The 18,164-nt window shown below is 45.0% G+C and carries 28 protein-coding genes; 22 read left to right on the plus strand and 6 right to left on the minus strand.

Going from position 1 to position 18,164, the window contains the following annotated elements; all coding sequences use genetic code 11:
* Positions 1 to 442 precede the first annotated feature (442 nt).
* On the plus strand, positions 443 to 736 hold the full coding sequence (locus GLW00_RS12205) for a hypothetical protein (RefSeq protein WP_160914446.1): 294 nt from the start codon (positions 443 to 445) through the stop codon (positions 734 to 736).
* Between the two features lie 337 nt (positions 737 to 1,073).
* Positions 1,074 to 1,781: a DUF459 domain-containing protein gene (locus GLW00_RS12210; protein WP_160914447.1), complete on the plus strand. Its 708-nt coding sequence runs from the start codon at positions 1,074 to 1,076 to the stop codon at positions 1,779 to 1,781.
* 46 nt (positions 1,782 to 1,827) lie between these two features.
* Here the strand turns inward: GLW00_RS12210 and GLW00_RS12215 are convergent, their stop codons facing one another.
* The gene (locus tag GLW00_RS12215; RefSeq protein ID WP_160914449.1) at positions 1,828 to 2,196 is read right to left on the minus strand and encodes a fluoride efflux transporter FluC; all 369 of its coding nucleotides are present in this window, start codon (positions 2,194 to 2,196) and stop codon (positions 1,828 to 1,830) included.
* Positions 2,196 to 2,570: a fluoride efflux transporter CrcB gene (gene crcB / locus GLW00_RS12220; protein ID WP_160914451.1), complete on the minus strand. Its 375-nt coding sequence runs from the start codon at positions 2,568 to 2,570 to the stop codon at positions 2,196 to 2,198. The genes GLW00_RS12215 and crcB overlap by 1 nt, the downstream gene beginning before the upstream one ends.
* Before the next feature lie 128 nt (positions 2,571 to 2,698).
* Between crcB and GLW00_RS12225 the strand changes: the two genes are divergently transcribed.
* The 4 genes from GLW00_RS12225 (at position 2,699) to GLW00_RS12240 (ending at position 6,489) form a co-directional block, all read left to right on the plus strand.
* Positions 2,699 to 3,838 carry an FtsW/RodA/SpoVE family cell cycle protein gene (locus GLW00_RS12225; protein WP_160914453.1) on the plus strand — a complete coding sequence of 380 codons (1,140 nt, stop codon included), beginning with the start codon at positions 2,699 to 2,701 and terminating at the stop codon, positions 3,836 to 3,838.
* 374 nt (positions 3,839 to 4,212) lie between these two features.
* The gene (locus GLW00_RS12230) at positions 4,213 to 4,509 is read left to right on the plus strand and encodes a hypothetical protein (RefSeq protein ID WP_160914455.1); all 297 of its coding nucleotides are present in this window, start codon (positions 4,213 to 4,215) and stop codon (positions 4,507 to 4,509) included.
* 249 nt (positions 4,510 to 4,758) lie between these two features.
* Complete coding sequence (locus tag GLW00_RS12235; protein WP_160914457.1) at positions 4,759 to 5,262, plus strand: GNAT family N-acetyltransferase; 504 nt, start codon at positions 4,759 to 4,761, stop codon at positions 5,260 to 5,262.
* Positions 5,263 to 5,589: 327 nt separating this feature from the next.
* A complete protein-coding gene (locus GLW00_RS12240; RefSeq protein ID WP_160914459.1) occupies positions 5,590 to 6,489 on the plus strand; it encodes a metallophosphoesterase in 900 nt (299 codons plus the stop codon).
* 151 nt (positions 6,490 to 6,640) lie between these two features.
* On the opposite strand, the gene GLW00_RS12245 is transcribed toward GLW00_RS12240, so the two are convergent.
* Positions 6,641 to 7,030 (minus strand): sporulation protein, encoded by a 390-nt coding sequence (locus GLW00_RS12245; protein ID WP_160914461.1) that lies wholly within the window; start codon positions 7,028 to 7,030, stop codon positions 6,641 to 6,643.
* 467 nt (positions 7,031 to 7,497) lie between these two features.
* Here GLW00_RS12245 and GLW00_RS12250 point away from each other — a divergent pair, with 467 nt between their 5' ends.
* A complete protein-coding gene (locus tag GLW00_RS12250; RefSeq protein ID WP_160914463.1) occupies positions 7,498 to 7,752 on the plus strand; it encodes a hypothetical protein in 255 nt (84 codons plus the stop codon).
* Positions 7,753 to 7,782: 30 nt separating this feature from the next.
* On the opposite strand, the gene GLW00_RS12255 is transcribed toward GLW00_RS12250, so the two are convergent.
* A complete protein-coding gene (locus GLW00_RS12255) occupies positions 7,783 to 8,400 on the minus strand; it encodes an acetate uptake transporter (protein ID WP_160914465.1) in 618 nt (205 codons plus the stop codon).
* A gap of 120 nt (positions 8,401 to 8,520) precedes the next feature.
* On the opposite strand from GLW00_RS12255, the gene GLW00_RS12260 reads away from it, so the two are divergent.
* The 11 genes from GLW00_RS12260 (at position 8,521) to GLW00_RS12310 (ending at position 14,870) form a co-directional block, all read left to right on the plus strand.
* Positions 8,521 to 9,144: a pyridoxamine 5'-phosphate oxidase family protein gene (locus GLW00_RS12260; RefSeq protein WP_160914467.1), complete on the plus strand. Its 624-nt coding sequence runs from the start codon at positions 8,521 to 8,523 to the stop codon at positions 9,142 to 9,144.
* Between the two features lie 14 nt (positions 9,145 to 9,158).
* Positions 9,159 to 9,710 (plus strand): GNAT family N-acetyltransferase, encoded by a 552-nt coding sequence (locus tag GLW00_RS12265; RefSeq protein WP_160914469.1) that lies wholly within the window; start codon positions 9,159 to 9,161, stop codon positions 9,708 to 9,710.
* Positions 9,710 to 9,895 carry a hypothetical protein gene (locus tag GLW00_RS12270; RefSeq protein WP_160914471.1) on the plus strand — a complete coding sequence of 62 codons (186 nt, stop codon included), beginning with the start codon at positions 9,710 to 9,712 and terminating at the stop codon, positions 9,893 to 9,895. Before GLW00_RS12265 ends, GLW00_RS12270 begins: the two co-directional genes overlap by 1 nt.
* Before the next feature lie 6 nt (positions 9,896 to 9,901).
* Positions 9,902 to 10,336 (plus strand): hypothetical protein, encoded by a 435-nt coding sequence (locus GLW00_RS12275; RefSeq protein ID WP_160914473.1) that lies wholly within the window; start codon positions 9,902 to 9,904, stop codon positions 10,334 to 10,336.
* 1 nt (position 10,337) lies between these two features.
* Positions 10,338 to 10,574, plus strand: coding sequence for a hypothetical protein (locus GLW00_RS12280; protein ID WP_160914475.1), 237 nt, complete (start codon positions 10,338 to 10,340; stop codon positions 10,572 to 10,574).
* A gap of 17 nt (positions 10,575 to 10,591) precedes the next feature.
* A complete protein-coding gene (locus GLW00_RS12285; protein ID WP_237417503.1) occupies positions 10,592 to 10,849 on the plus strand; it encodes a hypothetical protein in 258 nt (85 codons plus the stop codon).
* Complete coding sequence (locus GLW00_RS12290) at positions 10,827 to 11,360, plus strand: hypothetical protein (protein ID WP_160914479.1); 534 nt, start codon at positions 10,827 to 10,829, stop codon at positions 11,358 to 11,360. The genes GLW00_RS12285 and GLW00_RS12290 overlap by 23 nt, the downstream gene beginning before the upstream one ends.
* A 65-nt stretch (positions 11,361 to 11,425) precedes the next feature.
* Positions 11,426 to 11,965: a GNAT family N-acetyltransferase gene (locus GLW00_RS12295; RefSeq protein ID WP_335808475.1), complete on the plus strand. Its 540-nt coding sequence runs from the start codon at positions 11,426 to 11,428 to the stop codon at positions 11,963 to 11,965.
* Between the two features lie 198 nt (positions 11,966 to 12,163).
* On the plus strand, positions 12,164 to 12,433 hold the full coding sequence (gene rpsN / locus GLW00_RS12300) for a 30S ribosomal protein S14 (RefSeq protein WP_160914481.1): 270 nt from the start codon (positions 12,164 to 12,166) through the stop codon (positions 12,431 to 12,433).
* Positions 12,434 to 12,534: 101 nt separating this feature from the next.
* Positions 12,535 to 13,674 carry an FAD/NAD(P)-binding protein gene (locus tag GLW00_RS12305; RefSeq protein ID WP_160914483.1) on the plus strand — a complete coding sequence of 380 codons (1,140 nt, stop codon included), beginning with the start codon at positions 12,535 to 12,537 and terminating at the stop codon, positions 13,672 to 13,674.
* A gap of 11 nt (positions 13,675 to 13,685) precedes the next feature.
* Positions 13,686 to 14,870 carry a GTP-binding protein gene (locus tag GLW00_RS12310; RefSeq protein WP_160914485.1) on the plus strand — a complete coding sequence of 395 codons (1,185 nt, stop codon included), beginning with the start codon at positions 13,686 to 13,688 and terminating at the stop codon, positions 14,868 to 14,870.
* A gap of 38 nt (positions 14,871 to 14,908) precedes the next feature.
* Here GLW00_RS12310 and GLW00_RS12315 read toward each other — a convergent pair whose 3' ends face one another.
* The gene (locus GLW00_RS12315; RefSeq protein ID WP_160914487.1) at positions 14,909 to 15,520 is read right to left on the minus strand and encodes a class I SAM-dependent methyltransferase; all 612 of its coding nucleotides are present in this window, start codon (positions 15,518 to 15,520) and stop codon (positions 14,909 to 14,911) included.
* Between the two features lie 99 nt (positions 15,521 to 15,619).
* Positions 15,620 to 16,144: a peroxiredoxin family protein gene (locus tag GLW00_RS12320; RefSeq protein WP_160914489.1), complete on the minus strand. Its 525-nt coding sequence runs from the start codon at positions 16,142 to 16,144 to the stop codon at positions 15,620 to 15,622.
* Between the two features lie 239 nt (positions 16,145 to 16,383).
* Between GLW00_RS12320 and GLW00_RS12325 the strand changes: the two genes are divergently transcribed.
* From GLW00_RS12325 to GLW00_RS12340, 4 genes are all read left to right on the plus strand, one after another.
* A complete protein-coding gene (locus GLW00_RS12325; RefSeq protein WP_160914491.1) occupies positions 16,384 to 16,806 on the plus strand; it encodes a cytidine deaminase in 423 nt (140 codons plus the stop codon).
* Positions 16,787 to 17,302 (plus strand): hypothetical protein, encoded by a 516-nt coding sequence (locus tag GLW00_RS12330; protein ID WP_160914493.1) that lies wholly within the window; start codon positions 16,787 to 16,789, stop codon positions 17,300 to 17,302. Before GLW00_RS12325 ends, GLW00_RS12330 begins: the two co-directional genes overlap by 20 nt.
* A 78-nt stretch (positions 17,303 to 17,380) precedes the next feature.
* Positions 17,381 to 17,662: a hypothetical protein gene (locus tag GLW00_RS12335; protein WP_160914495.1), complete on the plus strand. Its 282-nt coding sequence runs from the start codon at positions 17,381 to 17,383 to the stop codon at positions 17,660 to 17,662.
* A gap of 4 nt (positions 17,663 to 17,666) precedes the next feature.
* The gene (locus tag GLW00_RS12340) at positions 17,667 to 17,873 is read left to right on the plus strand and encodes a hypothetical protein (RefSeq protein ID WP_160914497.1); all 207 of its coding nucleotides are present in this window, start codon (positions 17,667 to 17,669) and stop codon (positions 17,871 to 17,873) included.
* The last annotated feature ends 291 nt before the right edge of the window (positions 17,874 to 18,164 follow it).

Genomic DNA, 18,164 nt, shown 5'->3' on the forward strand with positions numbered 1-18,164 from the left:
TCTATGTGACCTCCCATTTTTCATGGAATGATGTTTACTTGGGTATTAAGTCATACAACGGGAGCGGGGAGGTGTTTGTCCGAATTTTATTATATCGGGTAGAAATCTTGAAGGTTGAAGCTTTGAGAGATGGGAAAGTCCGGTTCTATTACATGGTTAACAAGTCGTTTTCAGCAAGGACTTTCCCAAGTAGCTTTCTTGTCATTTTTCCTCTTTTTTCGATTTGTACATGCTACTATGTTAATGAAAATACTTCCCCTTGGAGTATTTACCAGAAACGAAAGAGACTAGTCCTACTTGGAATTGGCTTTTATCAGGAAAGGTAATTGCTGGTTTTTACTTCTTTCTTTTTCCTATCCCATTTGTCGTCTTTCTTTTCTGAAGACGGGAAGAACATGTTAAAAGCCATTCATCAACTAGAAAGAAAAAGGAGTGGTTCTTTATGATACGAAAAGTATCGATTCTAGTCATCGTGTCATTTCTGATGGCACTTTCCGGTTTACTATTGATGGTAAATCTCATCGATTTAGAACCCGGCGAAAAGTTGGGAGAAGGATGGTATCTTCTTAAAGCTTATACGGAACAAGAGATAACGAATGGAGGAGAGGTCTACATTTCGCAGAAAAAAGAGCATGGTGAGGGGATTATTAATCTCTCTGTACTTTTCAGTGTAGGAATGGGGCTTCTCTATTTTATCTATAAATACATACTGTCTAAAAGGGTTACTGGTGGATAAGCATGTATGGACTGACGGGATGGAAATAGCTTAGGATCTATAAAAGTTATCTCCCGGGATTTTTCATGGGGGTAATTCTTATGGGAATGCAGTAGTCGGAGAATATGCTTTTCTCAAGACATCTTTACAGGTGTTAAAGGAAAAGAGGAGAAAATAATCCCTGTTTTCAGTCACATACATCATCATTTTCTAGACGAAACAATGCTCTGGACTTATAAAGCACGAGGAATGGACGGAAAAGCATGTGTCCATTCCTCGTGCTTTTGTTCTATTTATCGTAATGATGTTTGGTCCATACGCCTCGGGGGAAAAAGGGGCGTATTCGGAGGTGCAGCTTATGAAAAAACATCGGAAATGGTGGATTGGACTGCTTGTCCTGGTTGCCATAGGTCTTGGAGTGTTCGGATTCCAATCATCCATGTCCCATCAACAGGAAGAACAAATCGTCGCGCTCGGCGATTCCCTGACTTATGGAGTGGGGGATGAGAGCGGCCATGGATATGTCGAGAACCTGCAGCAGTGGTTCGATAAAAATCATGACGATCCGGTCACTGTCGATAATTATGCTATTCCCGGCCAGCAAAGTGATGGAATGCTCGATCAGATGAATGAGACATCTGTCATGAAGTCGATCGAACATGCGGATTACATTCTATTCTTTATCGGAATGAATGATATCATCAAAAGTAATGGAGGGGACCTTTCTCCATTATATGAAGATAAAATCGCCATGGGGAAAAAGGATTATGAGAAGAATGTCAAAACGATCCTGGATCAAATCCGTGAGGAAAATCCAGAGGCACCGATTTTGTTTCTCGGATTATATAATCCTTACCCGGACAACCCTGAAGTCGGTCAAATCATTAAAGGATGGAACGACACAAGCGAGTCGATCGTTGGCTCCTATGAGAATATCACGTTTATCCCAACGAATGACTTGTACGAAGAGAAGTCCTCCCGTTATTTCAGTGATGAAGTCCATTTGAATGAACAAGGGTATGAGAAGCTGACGATGCGGATCATCAAAGCTTATGATTTCAAATAAGGCATGAAAAAAGGCTTCCTTATGAGGAAGTCCTTTTTGAAAGCTTTTAACTGGGGATGAATCCTCCCAGTTGGAAGCCGGTCCAGGCTAAGGCGATTCCAAATGTGTAGCTGAGGACAGTGTACAGGATGAATGTTTTCCAGTTCTTTTTGAAATGAAGTTGGGCAGACTCCAACTTGAAAGTGGAAAAGGTCGTTAAAGCTCCCAGGACACCTGTTCCGCCAAAGAGTACCCAGAATGTTGAAAGATCAAGTCCAGTGAGCAGACCCAGGATAAAGGAGCCGAGCAGGTTGACAAAAAGGGTGGCGACAGGGAGAGTAGATGCTGTACGTTTAGTAATCCATTGGCTGATCCCATAACGGAGACCCGCACCGATGAATCCTCCCGCGCCAACGAGGATTAGTTTAATAAACATCAGGCACCCCACCTTCTGCCTAAGGTGAATCCGAGCATGGAAAAGGCTAGACCACCGGAAATGCTTAGGGCTATGTAAAGGGAACTAAGGATTACGTCTCCTCGTTCATAGAGAGCAACGGCATCCATACTCAGGGTGGAGAATGTCGTGTACGACCCGACCAGTCCTGTGCCGAGAGCTGCTTTCCATTTTGATGAGAGGGAAAACTTCTCAACGATTCCCATGGTGAACCAGGCAAGGATGAAGCTCCCGGTCAAATTGACGGTCAGGGTGGAATACGGAAACCACTGGTCAGGGTTTTTCAGCCATTCACCGATCAGAAACCGAAGAGATGCGCCGATCATCCCACCGATTCCGACATAAAAATAAATCATTCCACAAACCTCCTACAAATCTAATCGTTATTATATAGACTTTCGGAGTAATTTGAAAGGAATGCTTTTTTTACACGGCAAGAAGCCTTATAATTTACATAATAGTACCAAACGAAAGAGGGTTACGCATGATACGGAGAATTTTAAAAAACATAGATTTTACCATCCTGTTCGCTGTATTGGCATTGTCTGCTTTCGGTACGGTGATGGTATATAGTGCCAGTATGGTCAGTGGTGTCATGGTTTACGAAGTAACCCCTGATTACTTTTTCAACAGACAGTTGATGTCATGGGGACTTGGCCTGGTCGCCCTATTCCTTGGGATCATCTTCCCTTACAAAAACTATCGACGGTTATTCAAGCTGATTCTGCTTGGGACTGTCATCCTTCTGGCCGCGGTCTTTGTATTCGGACATACGTCCAACAATGCCCAATCATGGCTTCCGATTCCTGGTCTTGGAAAGTTCCAGCCGGCTGAATTGGCCAAGATGTCTCTGATCATTTACATGGCCACGATTTTTACGAAGAAGAGCGGGTATATTGAAGATTTCACAAGAGCGCTGCTGCCACCGATCATTTTGATGATGCTGGTCGTCGCGATGATCTTGAAGCAGCCGGATTTAGGGACAGCCCTGATTGCTCTTGCGGTATCCGGTCTGATTATCATGTCCAGCGGATTAAAGAAGGTCCACCTCTTTTCCATGATCGGGATTGCCCTTGCCGGGGCGATCTTCATGTACAATTTCGGGCTCAGTGAAGAACAGCTTTCCCGTTTCGACGGAGCTTATCAACCGTTTGAATACGCGGATGATGCCGGCTATCAGCTGATCAACTCCTACCTTGCGATACATAATGGAGGGTTGTTCGGCACAGGACTTGGAGCTGGCGTCCAGAAACTCGGATACTTACCTGAAGCCCACACTGATTTCATCATGGCTGTCATTGCTGAAGAACTAGGCGTCATCGGTGTCACTGTGGTGTTGTTGTTACTTGGTTTGATCGTACTCCGTGGATTCTATGTCAGCATGGAGAGCCACGATACCTTTGGTCGCTTGCTTGCGATTGGTGTTTCCGGTTTGATCGGCATTCAGGCCATCATCAACCTGGGTGGTTTGACCGGCCTTCTACCTCTGACCGGAGTTCCACTTCCATTCGTCAGTTATGGAGGAACGTCATTGCTCATGATGATGTTCTCTGCGGGGATTCTCATCAATATCCATGCGATTTCAAAAATTAAAAAAGGGCAGGAACAGAAAGCAGCTGCCTAAGCGAAAAACGTCACCAATGTATGGTGGCGTTTTTTTGTTTGGTTATGGTGCTTATCTCGAGGTATAGGAATAGGTGGATCGCGCGAAAGAGAGGGCGAAACGCGCCAAAGAGAGGGCGAGTCGCGCCAAAGAGGGTGTGACTCGCGCCAAAGGAGTGGCGAATCGCGCCAAAGAAAGGCGGAATATACTAACTAGCAACTGGATTTACCAGAATAGGAAAAGATAATAGAGAGAAAATTCAAAAAAGATGAAACGTAACCCCACGCTCATTCGTTAGTATAGTAACCGGTGAGGGCAACACTGCCTAAAGAATTTGGAAGAACCGTAAAAGATAACGGATTGGTTTTTCACTGTAAAAGGAGGGAGAGGTGCTTATGGAGATCTTGATCTTTCTCGTGCTTTTCACTCCATTCTTACTTATTGGATATTTTGCCTACAAATCTTCTGGTTATCAGAAGGGCAATATTGTCATGCATTTGGATGAATGGTACAAAGATCATACGAACTATGTGAAGGCTATTGAGTTGGAATTGAAAAATCAAGGAAGAAAAGTGACGAGCGATGGAAAATACACATTTAATATTGATGGGAAAACATATACGCTGCACCCACAGATTGTTACTAATGCTCGTGTTCCGACTCAACGAACAGTCCTAATACCTGAAAAATGATTAACCTCACTTTGTTGTAGTGAAAGTTTTTATAAGAGGTTGGATATTAAGGAGGGACCTTATGAATTTCATCAATTTGATCATGGCTATCGCGATGATTGTGGCTCCAGCCATGTTTCTAATTTACTGGGGGAAATCAGGCTTCGATTTTGGTGGGAGAAAAGATGAAGAATAGGCGGGGCTTTTCTCCATATTTACGTAGCGTTTTACTTTTACCATCATAGAAATCAAACGATAAGGAGGTGAGTCATGAAGATACGGAAAGCTGAACGGGCGGATGTTCCGACCATCGCAAAAATCCATGTGGATGCCTGGATCGAGACTTATCGAGGACTGGTCCCAGACACTTACTTGGATCGTCTGACCTATAAAAAAAGAGAAGCTCTTTGGACGGAGAACATCCAATCTTCAAACATCATCTTAGCGGAAGATGAGGAAGGGACCGCCGGCTTTGCTACATGGCACTACTCCTCAACTTACGGGACTTACGATGCCGAATTGAGTTCATTATACATACGGCAAAGGTTTCAGCGCCTTGGGGCAGGAAAAGCTTTGCTCTCTTTCATCCTTCATGATTTGCAGGAAAAGGGTCACCAAAAGATGAGGGTCAAAGTATTATCAGAAAATCCTGCCTGTCAGTTTTATGAAGCGATGGGCGGTGAAAGAGTGGAAGAGGTCACGATCACCATTGATGGAAAAAGGCTTAAGGAAACGATTTACTTGTGGACTTTAACAGAAGAGAGTATGTCTTGATCGTTCGGATGGATTCATAAGGTTGATAAGAAAAGGGCCCTGAGTAATCACTCAGGGCCCTTTCTTTGAATGTTCCATGACCAGCACCTTGGCTCAACCTAAAGGTCCTAGAGTATGAATGCAATTTTTCATAGAAAAATGAAAATGTACACGTTTAGAAATTCATCGAAACAGGTATGGATTCTGTACGAATACGATGTGTAAGGACGTTCACAATAAGTGTTTCAGCCCCGTAATGGCTTACATAGTTGGAAGAGTACATGGGCAGCTGAACGTGTTCCTGAGTGACACAAGTTCCGTCGCATTTTAATCAAGGAAGGGAGAATGATGAAATTGAAAAAAAGAATGATCCTATATATTCCGTTAACCGTACTTGTGATTCTCTTCACTTGGGGAATGGTGGAGCCCTATACGATAGATGTAGAAGAAGAAGAGGCTGTGATTCCTAATCTCCCTGAAGAATGGGAAGATAGAAAGATCATAGCGATCGGTGATTTTCAAGTAGGGATGTGGCTGGATAACGATGGACAAATTGAAGATGTGGTGGACCGCATCATAGATCGATCCCCGGATGCAGTCGTTCTCCTCGGAGACTATGTCTATCAATCCGTGAATGACCACCAGAATGAAATGGAAAAAGTTCAATCCTATTTAAAGCCTTTAACAGAGGAAGGCATTCCTGTCTATGCCGTGCTCGGAAACCATGACTACAACATGAGCAGTCGTAAGGTAGACCCGAGCGAAGAGACAGCTGAACGAGTGAGAAGGAAACTGAAGGACATTGATATTGAAATTCTTCACAATCGTTCTGTAGCTCTGGAAAATGAGAGGGCAGATGAACCTCTTTATCTGACAGGAATCGGAGCTCGGTGGCCGGAAAAGGATGAGATTCCCCGCGCGTTTGAAAATATAGAAGAAGAGGATGCGCGTTTCGTCATGATGCACAATCCTGAATCGTTTGATGAAATTCCAGAGGGAGCTGCATCCACCGCAGTCGCCGGTCACACGCATGGCGGGCAAATACGGATCCCGTTTACCCCGCATTGGTCATGGAAAGATCTTGTTGCTAAAGGGAAGGCCCGTGTAGATGGGTGGACGAAAGAAGAATATGGCAATGACGAAAACAGCCTGTATGTCAACCGTGGCATCGGCTTAAGTATGATTCCGGTAAGGGTGAACAATCCACCGGAAATCACAGAATTCCAATTAACCAGGGCAGAAGAATAAAGAAGAATTTCGATGGAAGATTCCAAGTAATCACTTAAATCTATGTATATTTTATGGGATTCTCCACTTTGGATTACAATAATTTTATTATGTAAACATAAAATCAAAAGAAAAGCGGTACTACGCGATGAGTACCGCTTTTTTCATATTTTCAACGGATGACAATATGAATCTCATCCATATCTGACGTTTTCGCATCATTTTGCAGGACAAGTTTAGTTTGAAGGATATAGGTCGTCTCCGGATCATCCAAATCCAGTGTCTCTGGTAAAATGAAATGAAACGGATATTCACTTTCTTCTTTTGGATCAAGTTCACGGTTCATGAGAACGGTGGTGATCGGCTGTAAGAGGCTCGGTTTGTTTCCTGGACTTTTCTTCATTAAGTCACATTCCAGCCGTTGAATGATCTGCTGATTCGATCCACCGATCAAATGGAAAAATCCGGTCACTTTTTCTCCGGGAGCATATTCTGTCTTGGATAGTACCAAGTCGACCTTGGGCAGGCCTGGTCCGAACCAGTTGAACAGCTTCGCTAACATGATCAAAGCCTCCTTATCTCCATCGTTCAAGTTTATGGGAACCTCAAAGCTTGAACTCTATTGATTCGATATATTTGTATCATATTCGACCCTGTACATCCCGTCAATCTTTTTTCGAAAATTCAGCAACTGACTATAAATCGCTTCCATAAAGGTTAATCTTGGAAAAAATCTATGGTAAAGTTATCTAGGAGGAGTGAGATGGATGGACTCATCCATGTGATTCAATACTACGTATCTAATAAAAAACACTCGTTTATACGACATTCATACAAAAGGAGTAGGATGAGACAGCATCCAAACTTTCAGCGGGAGGCGTGAAGTACCGAGTCGCTGCCGTCAACCATACACCTTCCGTAGGCTCACCTGCACACAGGTATGATTACCGTGTGGAATTCAAATTTTGTGTAAGAAAAGTTGATCATCACAAAGCGGAAGAAGCAATTCATAGATAGGAGAAAAGTAGAATGGCAAAAAAAGATTGGTCCGGTATTTTATTTTTTATCAGTGGCATCATTCTTTACGGTTTTACAGCGGTGGGGGCGGTAATTCATCTGTCCTTTATCGAAAGCTGGAACAATCCGCCGGGGTTGTATTGGAGTGCAGTGCTGCAGGGGGGCCTCATGTTTCCGATGATTCTCAGTTGGATTCTCATGGTCCTCGGTATCCTCTTTATGTTCTCCAAAGAATTGAGGAAGGCGTACCAACGGTTGAGCAATTAAAAAGAGCCGGGAGCGATTCCCGGCCTGCTTTTATTTGAAAATGCCGAACGGTTTCCCGATGGGCAGCGTGACTTTACCAAAATGGACATTCAAGACGCTGGCGGCTGATCCGTAAAAGCTCATGATCGCAATCATTAATTCAGCTACGGCAGCTATCATATGCGTCGTGTGCGGCGCAATTCCGAGTGTAGACAGGGAAAGGCCGATGAACAGGAAGTCGATCAATACAAAAATGATGAACAACACTTTGTTCGCTTCCATGGCGCCGATCGTCATGAATAAAGAAAAAATCAGGTAACCGACATAGGCGATCCCTAATTGATGCGGGTCGACCGCCTGGGCGGCTGCTTCTCCGAAGACACCAAAGTCGATGAGCCAGGACGTTCCGACTCCGAACCAGAAGAGTCCGAAAGCAGCAAATGCCGTCGTCCCGAACGTGTTGTTATGTTTCGCATCCTGAATGGCTGCGAACAGCTGGGCAAGCCCGCCGAGGAAAATCGCCCAAGGCAGTACGAAAGATACCCCGTCCGTCCATCCAAGCTTAGCTGAAGATGCCACAAGTGTAACCATAGCGAGTCCAAAAAGTCCGATCGCGGAAGGGTCTGCGGTGGTCATTTGTACCCGTTGCGTCGTTGTTGATTGATTCATAGATGATCCCTCCTAAAAAACATACTTGTTCAATTTACATAAAAAATAGAGGCCATGCAATGAGTTTTTTCATGTAAGCGAAACTTTCATAGATTTCAAAGCCTAGAGAGGAAGTGGAAGATGTTCCAGCATGTCATTACAGATGAAAAGGAGCTTCGCGAAATGACAGGCGAACCCAGTGAACTGGTGAACAATAAGGTGATTCACCACGTGGATGAAAATGCCCGGCAGTTCATCAGACAATCGCCGTTCCTATTGCTTGCGACTTCCGATTCGGAAGGGAATGCTGACGTGTCCCCCCGGGGAGATGAGAAAGGTTTCGTTCACATCCTGAATGAAAACTACTTGATTATTCCTGAGAGGCCGGGGAACAAGCGTGTGGATTCGATGAGGAATCTGCTATCCAACCCTCATGCAGGCTTGATCTTTTTCATCCCAGGAGTTGAAGAAACGTTGAGGGTAAATGGACGGTCGTGCATCATAGCTGATAAAGATCTCCTTGAAAAAATGGCCCACAAGGGAAAAGTTCCTTCCCTCGGCATCGCCGTTGAGGTCCAGGAATGTTTCATCCATTGCGCCAAAGCATTCAAACGATCCGGACTATGGAAGCCTGACACATGGCTTCCAACAGAAGAGCGGCCATCTGCTGCGAAGATGCTGGCGGAACACGCCAGACTTCCTGACTTGGATGAGGCGGCGGTCACGGAGCGTTTAAAAGAAAGTTACACAAAACGACTGTATTGAGAGGTGTCAGGAACATGGACTTTCAAGAATTAAAAACCGATCGCCTGAAGCTCGTGGAAATCACGGACCAATATATTGATCCCTACTATGCCATCATGTCGAAAGATGAGGTCACCAAGTACTATGGAATGCCTTCTCTCACAGAACGGGAGCAGGCAGAAAACATCGTCCGTTCGTTCCGTGACAATTTTGCAGTGATGAAGAGCATCCGCTGGGGAATCATTTGGAAAGAGACAGAGGCATTCATCGGAACCGTCGGCCTGAACAATTGGAGTCCCTACAGCCGAAAGGCAGAAGTGGGTTATGAACTCGACCCTTCCTTTTGGAGGAAAGGGATCACATCAGAAGCCGTATCGGCGGTTGTCGGATATGCGTTTTACGAGTTGGGTCTTTATCGTTTAGGTGCGGTGACTTTTCCTCAAAATGATGCCTCATCAGGATTGCTGCGGAGACTGGGATTTAGAGAAGAAGGGGTGCTGAGAGGGTATCTCTTCCAAAATGATCAGAATCATGATGCACTCATGTTTTCCCGTTTGCGACATGAGTTCCTAAAGGAAGAATCCTGATGGAAATCAATCGTTTCTTCCTGATGTTCGCAACGACGATGATGCTGATTTTTGGAGGCGTTTTCTCTATCCGTTACCTTCGTAATGGAGAGTTCCTCACCGCTCATCTCCTGAGCGCGCTGGCAGGTTTCCTTATCCTTATCATCGCTTTGATTTGGAGGCAGAAGCATAAAGGGAGAGGATGAATACATATGTGGAAATTTCTTTTTTGGTTAGTAGGGATTGGTCTGGTCTTCGGCGGTGGGTATTTTGTTGGGATCATCACATCCGATGACCCTTCCTATCAGATCATGATTCAGGAAGAGGGAGGAGAAAATCAGCCTCCCAATGGGGCGGTTCTGACAGAGGTTGACCAGCCGGCAAAGATGGATACCATGCTTGCCATTCTTCTCGGAAAACAGCCTGCCGATGGGGTCAATGTAAAGGAAAATGAACCGGATGCCTCTCTGAAACTGATGAGTCCCAAGAGGTCGGTCGGATTGACGGATCTTAGAATATGGTTCACAGAAGACGGGGCTGTATTGGCAGAAAGACAAAGCGATACATGGGAGGATCCCGCCTTTTTCACGATTCCGGAAAGGGATGCATCATATATCCAATCCGTGATTGCAGAGGAGGATGAATAGCGTGGAGATGGAAAAACTTCGCGGACCGATTTATTTTGTCGGTATCTGTATCCTGTTCGCCGGCTGTGCCGCTTCAAGTGGAAATAACAGCCCCGTCATTCAACAACAGGATCATTCCTATGAACTGGAGGAGATCCAGCAGGAACTTCAGATGCTGAGGCAGGAAGTCGAGGTCTTAAATGAACAGCTTTCGGATGATGACACTACGGAACGTACGGGTACGAAGCGAACCTATTAATCATGGAGGGATATGTCATGAAGGATGGATTCAAGCACTATTTCTGGAAGCGGTTCTGGTTGATATTCGTTCCGCTTTATTTGATGGCGATTGGAAATGAAAGCTATATTGTCTCGAATTCTTTTTCTGAATTCGAGGACTATGGTTCTTTTCTTTATTTCCTGGTTTTCTATTTCATCGGTTACGGAGCCATTACCGCGGGGATCCTTCACCTTTTTTGGAGAGCGGGGAGGAATACGGGGGTCCTGAATCGTGAAGAAAAGTTTAGAGAGTAAATTTTTCCGGTTATTTACAGGGGAAGGGACGGCTCTCGCTTTGTTCCTTCTGATGTATATTTCTATGTTGGAAAAAATAAATATCATGCAACCCTTCCTTTTTACTCCTTTGTCAATCTTCTGCTTTTTTCTCCTGGAATGGGTTTTATTTCAGGGAACCGTGTACTGGTTTCTTAAATGGAGAAGAATATCTCTTACGAAAAAGACCAGGCTTGATGAATTACAGTATCGGTGGTTCGATTGGTTGAAAAAGAGTAATCTTCTCCTGCTTTCTATTGCGGGAGGATTCCTGATTTACCAATGGGTATTCTCAAGCACAGGAAACTGGTGGGCCTTGTTCCTTTTCGTTTTTGCTGCAGGGGAGCATATCAACTATTACCATATCCGTTTATCCTACCAGACAAAAGAAGAGTGGAGGGATTGGAAAAGCAGAGGGTGGCAGCGCTCTTTACTTGCTCGCGAATTGAGTAAGCATAAAAGGAGACCCAGCTCCACTCATGGACGTTTTTAACCATGCAATAAATGAGTTCCATACATATCCTTGAGAGGTAGAATGAAAAGAAGGGGGATGGCAGGGTGTACTTTCCACCTATGGAAACAGAACGTCTCCATTTAGTCCATGTGAGTCAGAAGCATACGAACTTCATATGGAAGCATTTCAGCAACAGCAAAGTCTGTGAGTTTTTATATGATGAAGAAGACTTGGAGAATTACGACCAAGCTCTGGCATTAGTCGAATGGTTCTCTAATCCTGAAGAAAAAGGGTACAACCGCTGGGTCCTCGAGAGTAAAGAAAAGGGCGGAATACCTGTCGGGACCTGTGGTTTCCATTTATGGGACAGGCAGAATCGAATGGCGGAAATCGGATATGATCTTTATCCCGACTATTGGGGCAAAGGACTGATGAAAGAGGCGCTTGTGGCCTGTATCAACAGCGGCTTTCAAAACATGAATCTGAACCGAATCCACGCTTATGTAGCGGTTGAGAATCAACGTTCCTCTGATTTGTTGAAACGTTTAGGGTTTACGTGCGAAGGTGTGTTCCGGGATAAACATTATTATCATGGCAGGTATTATGACCATTATACGTATTCTCTGCTCCGTAGAGAATGGTAAACCTATGATGATGTAAAAAGCACAGATGGAAAAGGGGGAGAAAGCTTACCCCTTTACAAAATTCAAGTCCTGTTATAAGATGTAATTCGTAATCGTTACTATTAATTGAGTTGGGATTCGTTCTTTAGAAAAGGAGCGTCCTATTTTTTTACGTGTTTTTAAATCGTAATAATTACTATTATTGAAAGGAATGAAGATATGGCTAAAAAGTCAAAAGTAGCAAAAGAGAAGAAACGTCAGGCGTTGGTTCAAAAATATGCAGCACTGCGTAAAGAGTTGAAGGAAAAAGGCGACTACGAAGCGTTAAGGAAACTACCTAGAGATTCCTCCCCCACCCGTCTGACCGGACGCTGTGAAGTCACCGGAAGGCCGCGAGGGTACATGCGCAAATTCAAAATGTCTCGCATAGCCTTCCGAGACTACGCCCACAAAGGCCAAATCCCAGGCGTGAAAAAATCCAGTTGGTAATTTTAAGTGTGGAGACACCCTGATAGACGCGACAAGCATAAGAGGTTCAGCGGAGTTTTTTCCTCCGCTGCCTTACATAAAAAGAAAGAGGAGGTGGCTCGTTGTATAAGTGGGTCATCATCGGTGGAGGCATCCAAGGGTGTACGGTTGCCTCCTACCTTATACATTCAAAAAAAGCAGATACTTCGAGCTTGAAAGTGATCGACCCACACGAGGGACCCCTTCACAGGTGGAAGACGCTCACCCGGCGCGTAGGGATGAAATATCTGCGTTCTACCTCCGTTCATCATATGGATCCTGATCCTCACTGCCTCCGGAAATTCGGAAGAAAAGAAGGGTATGCTCAACCGTTCATTGGAAGATATGATCGTCCAAGGCTTGATTTGTTCAACGATTATCACGAGGAACTTTTCCATCAATATAAATGGAACGACTTTTGGATACAGGCGACAGTGAAGGGATTAGAAAGAACAGCAGGCGGATGGGAGATCGAGACAGATCGCCACTCCATTGCTGCTGAACGGGTGGTCGTTGCCATCGGGGTCAATGACCGTCCTCATTTTCCAGAATGGGCAGACCCGTCCGATGAGCGGATGTGTCACTTGTTTTCTTCTCCAGAAACCAGGAAGAGTGGATCATTGGTCATCGTCGGTGGAGGGATATCCGCCGCTCACTTGGCCAACACGTATGCGATGGAGGGCGAGAGGGATGTGACGCTTCTGAAGAGACACCCGTTCAGGATCAATGATTTTGATAGTGATCCTGGCTGGTTGGGACCGAAATACATGAATGGGTTTCATAAAGTGACGTGTTATGAAAAGAGGCGTGAAATAATTAAAGCGGCGCGTCACCGGGGGTCCATAACAAATGGCCTTTCTGTAAAGCTGAAGCGGCATGAACGCCAGGGGAGATTGAAAATCATCACTGACCAGGTGGAGGCTGCTAGTTACGATAAGGATCACATCCATCTGCATTTGAAAAATCATAAAGGAATAGAGGCGCAAACCGTGCTGCTTGCTACAGGTGCTGAACATTGTGTTCCAGGATGGGAGTGGCTCGATCGTGTTAGTGTATCTTGCGCACTTCCAACAGCTCCCTGTGGCTTTCCAGTCGTGAATGCCCGCCTGGAGTGGGGACCTGGTTTGTATGTCGCGGGAGCGCTTGCGGAACTAGAAATCGGCCCTTCTGCGAGAAACATTGCTGGAGCAAGAAGAGCAGCGGAAAGAATTGCGGCCATTTAGGAGGAGAACAGATGAACGGAAAAATACCAGTCACCGTGTTGAGTGGATACTTAGGTTCTGGAAAGACGACATTGCTGAATCATCTTCTTCATAATAAAGAAGATCGGAAAATCGCAGTGATCGTCAATGATATGAGTGAAGTGAACATTGATGCATCCATGGTCAAACAAGGAGGATTCTCTCGAACGGAGGAGAAACTCGTAGAGCTTCAAAACGGTTGTATTTGCTGTACGTTAAGAGAAGACCTGATCAAGGAGGTCGAGAAATTATCAGACATGGATATTGATCATATCGTCATCGAATCGACCGGCATTTCTGAACCGATTCCCGTCGCTCAAAGTTTCACGTATATTGACGAGGAGCTCGGTATCAATCTCAGTGAAACCTGCCGTTTGGATACGATGGTGACCGTCGTCGATGCTCATCGCTTTTGGGACGATTACGCTTCGGGAGAATCGTTACTGGACAGGGAAGAAGGCGCGGATGAAACCGATGAGCGGGAAGTGATCGACCTTTTGATTGATCAAATTGAATTCGCCGATGTGTTGGTCTTGAATAAAATCGACCTGGTGGATGAAATCGATCGTAAAGAACTGAAGGCTGTCCTTCAGCAACTGAACCCTGAAGCAAAAATCATGGAAACTTCTTTCAGTGAGGTCCCACTGCAAGAAGTATTGGACACATCGTTGTTCGACTTTGAGAAAGCGAGTCAGGGAGCAGGCTGGATCAAAGAACTGAACAATGAACACGTTCCGGAAACAGAGGAATATGGCATTGGCTCTTTCGTTTATCGTAGGAAAAGACCTTTCCACCCGGAACGTTTCATGCACTGGCTTGAGAACTGGCCCCCGGGCATCGTCCGGGCGAAGGGATTCTTCTGGCTTGCGACAAGGAATGATGATGCCGGACTGCTCTCTCAAGCGGGATCATCGTTAATGATTCAGGGGGCAGGAAATTGGATCGCCACCTTTTCTGAAGAGGAGAAGACGGAGCTGCTTGAAGAAGATCCGCAGCTGAAGGAAACGTGGGACCCCCGTTACGGCGATCGTCAAACAGAGCTTGTGTTTATTGGGATCGATATGGACCGTGAAGATATCATACAGACACTGGATCGTTGTTTGTTGACAGAGGAAGAAATGGGCATGACCTGGTCTCGTTTTCATGATCCGTTGCCAGCGTTCGCAGCAGTAGAATAACGACCATAAAAAAGTAGGGACGCCTGAACAAGGGGTCCCTACTTTTTACATACAGCGACACCTAAAGGATAATAGACGCCTTCACGTGGAGGCTCAATAGTGACGCCACGCTGATTATAGATTTCTTTTTCAGAAAAGTCTTCGAACAATTCCTCGAATTCCTCCGGGGTCAGTTGAAAGTAATGGAAAGGCTGACCGCATTCATAATCCCTTCCTTCGCCGAATGGAGTGGACAGAATAAGCATGCCGCCTGGCTTCAATAAATCGTACATACGCTGGACGAACAAACGGTCATCCTTGACGTGTTCGATTGTTTCAAAACTGAGAATCGTATCAAAGGTCCCGATCTCCTCTGGGAGAGAAGCATCCATCGCATCTCCCTGCTTGAAGGTGAGCAAAGGGTGATAGTAGTTGTGAACCGCGTATTGCAAGGTTTCCTCACAAATATCCATGCCTATGATTTCATCGATCTTCTCTTTTGTATCTTTCGCTATTTTGAGACTTCCATAGCCGGTCCCGCATGCCAGGTCCAATACCCTCCCATGGACATAGGGGGTGGAAAAGACGTACCGTGCAATGTGCTCAAGAAGCATGTTGTTCATCGGGTCCATTTCTTTCGGTATGACCCGTTCGCCCGTATCTTCTAGCATATCAAGTTCACCGCTTTGTCTGATTTTTCTTACTATGGATCAGTATAACATAGTCCGGTTTTACAAATGGAAGACCGTACGTATTGAAGAAGGCAGCGTTTAGGAGGCGCTGCCCTTGGATTGCTGCTGACTCTTGAGATGGCGGATAGCCTTCAACAGATCCGCAGCACAGGCCCTGCCGAAGGGGCCGGTTTGTTTTTGTTGATATAGCAGTTCTCCCTCGTGGTTGATCAGGAAGCAGGCCGGTTCCCCGAATGAACGGATCCCTTCATTGGAAATTTCTCGATGTTGAGTATATACGCCGAATGCTTCGTTGATCGATAGAAATTCATCGGCTAAAAGCGGGAACGTGAAATTTTCTTTGTCCGCCATACGTTTCAACCCCGCAGTATTTTCTGCGGCAATCGCCATGACAGTGACATGCTCCCTGGAAAAGTCGCGGAGATGATCCTCGATCTGTTTTAAAAAGCGGACGCATTCCGGTGACCATGATCCTTGGAAGAAAACAATCAAATGCCAACTTTTCTCATGAATCTCCTGATGGGATTCTAACAAAAACTGTTCTCCGGTGATGGTGGGCAAGATAAAGTTCGGAACACGATCGCCGAGCCTGAACTCAGACATAACGGACCCTCCTTTCCTGATGGTTCTTCTTCAAGTTAATCCTGAGGCTTGTTGCTTGTGACTTATATTTTCTTGAACAACGCTTTCATTATACGGTTGAATCTCTTGTGAAAATGGCTTTCTCCTTTAGATTAACCAAATTTTAAGATAATTATAATAATTGCTGGGTATCTATGAAACTTTTTCCTGTTTACGACCGTATACACAGGAGAAGAGGAAATAGAAGAGAGGGTTACAAGATGAATAGGGAAAGAGAGTTATATGAGGAAGCCAAAGCACTTGTGGAACATAGATATCCAAGCGGTTGGGGAGGAGCAGCAGCGATCCGGATCGAGGATGGCACCATCCTGACGAGCATCGCGCCAGATGTCATCAATGATGCTGTGAATCTCTGCATGGAGACAGGGGCGATTCTCGAAGCCCATAAGCGGAACCAACGGGTTACGCATTCCCTGTGCCTCGCCAGGGATGATGAACGCTCTTCCTATAAAGTGTTGTCGCCTTGCGGGGTTTGTCAGGAGCGGTTGTTTTTCTGGGGCGATGATGTGAAAGTCGCTGTGACTCATCCCGGCGATCAGCTCCTGTTCAAGACACTTGCGGAAGTTCAGCCTCATCACTGGTCAAGAGCTTATGAGGAAGAAAATGAAACATCTACTGAGTGAACGAGAGTTGCAGCTGTTGAAGAATTGGACCGGTAAATCCATTCAGGTGCTGCAATCGGATTTCTTCCAAATGAATAGACAAGATTTTAAGAATGGAGTTTTTTCTACTAGTGAAACACTAGTCATCAATAACACACCGGCCCATTACCTCGTTTTTGAACTGAACACGGATTTAGGCCCTGATTTTGAGGATGTCTACGAAATAACCATCCATGAAAAGCAGACACCAAGCCCGCTCCCCTATGAGGAAGTGGGCGGGTTGGCTCATGCCAAGCGTTCTTCAGGCTTATCGTTGTTCCGTACGATTGAAAGGGTCGACGTTTATCAAAAATGCATAGGGACTTTTTATTACGATCATGCCCTGGTGTTTTCTATCGGTAATGGGGATCAGTTCTGCCTCTCTGGAGACGGTCACATGTTTTGGGTCAGTTTTAATCAGAACCGGATAGATGAAAAGGTGGCTGGTTGTTCCATTCGCTGGAGAAGTGGAAAATGACCTCCGAACATTTTTAAAGTTTGGAAGAATGGTTGGTTTGAAGCTATCCTTACCATCAATGTGGGAGTGTGATTTTTCATGAATGGCATCAATAAGCACGTCGTTCCATCCTTGAAATATGGCGTGGGGGCATTGATGGTGTTTTTGTATATCAATCTCCTCAGTGTGCTGGCAGCAATGATCTGGCCGGACCTGACTTTTGATTTTTCGTTATCCTTTCTGGATCACTCGCTGTACTACTTCTCTGTCAAAGATACAGGTTTCCAGTGGAGCGGATCTTTTATTGTATTCGTACTCATTTTCGGGATAGGTCTTCTCGTCTACCTCATCAAGGAGAAAGTGACGAAGCAGCGGAGGTGATTCTATGGGGATGTTGATTTCTTTAATGATCATCGGGATTCTGATTGGGCTTGGATTCATGTTCGGCCTATTGTCTGTCAATCGAATGAAAGGTGGATTTAAAGGGTTGATTGCTCCCGATTCCTCTTCCATCACCTGCCACCATTGCGGAGAAAAGCTCAAAAGGGGAAAAGGTCAGACCGTCTGCCCTAACTGTTATCGACCATTATAATTTGTTCTTTGTTTTCTAATACTTTTATTATTACTTTTATTCGGAGGTTTTCCGTTTTTATTAGTGCTTTTGCTGGTTTTATTTGCAACTTAAACCGTTTTATTGGCGAGTTTTTAAGTTTTATTAGCAACTTTGTGCCATGGAGCGAATGAGAGTTGCGAACGGAAGAAATCGTGCCTCAAGCATCGGCATCGATGACCAGGATGATGATTCTTAACAAAGTGAATCTAAATTCCTAGTATTTTTTAACAAATGATGACAATAAACCCATGTCAGTATTTTCAATTTATT

This window comes from Halobacillus litoralis (genome assembly GCF_009856445.1).
In the GTDB taxonomy this organism is placed as follows: Bacteria; Bacillota; Bacilli; order Bacillales; family Halobacillaceae; genus Halobacillus; species Halobacillus litoralis.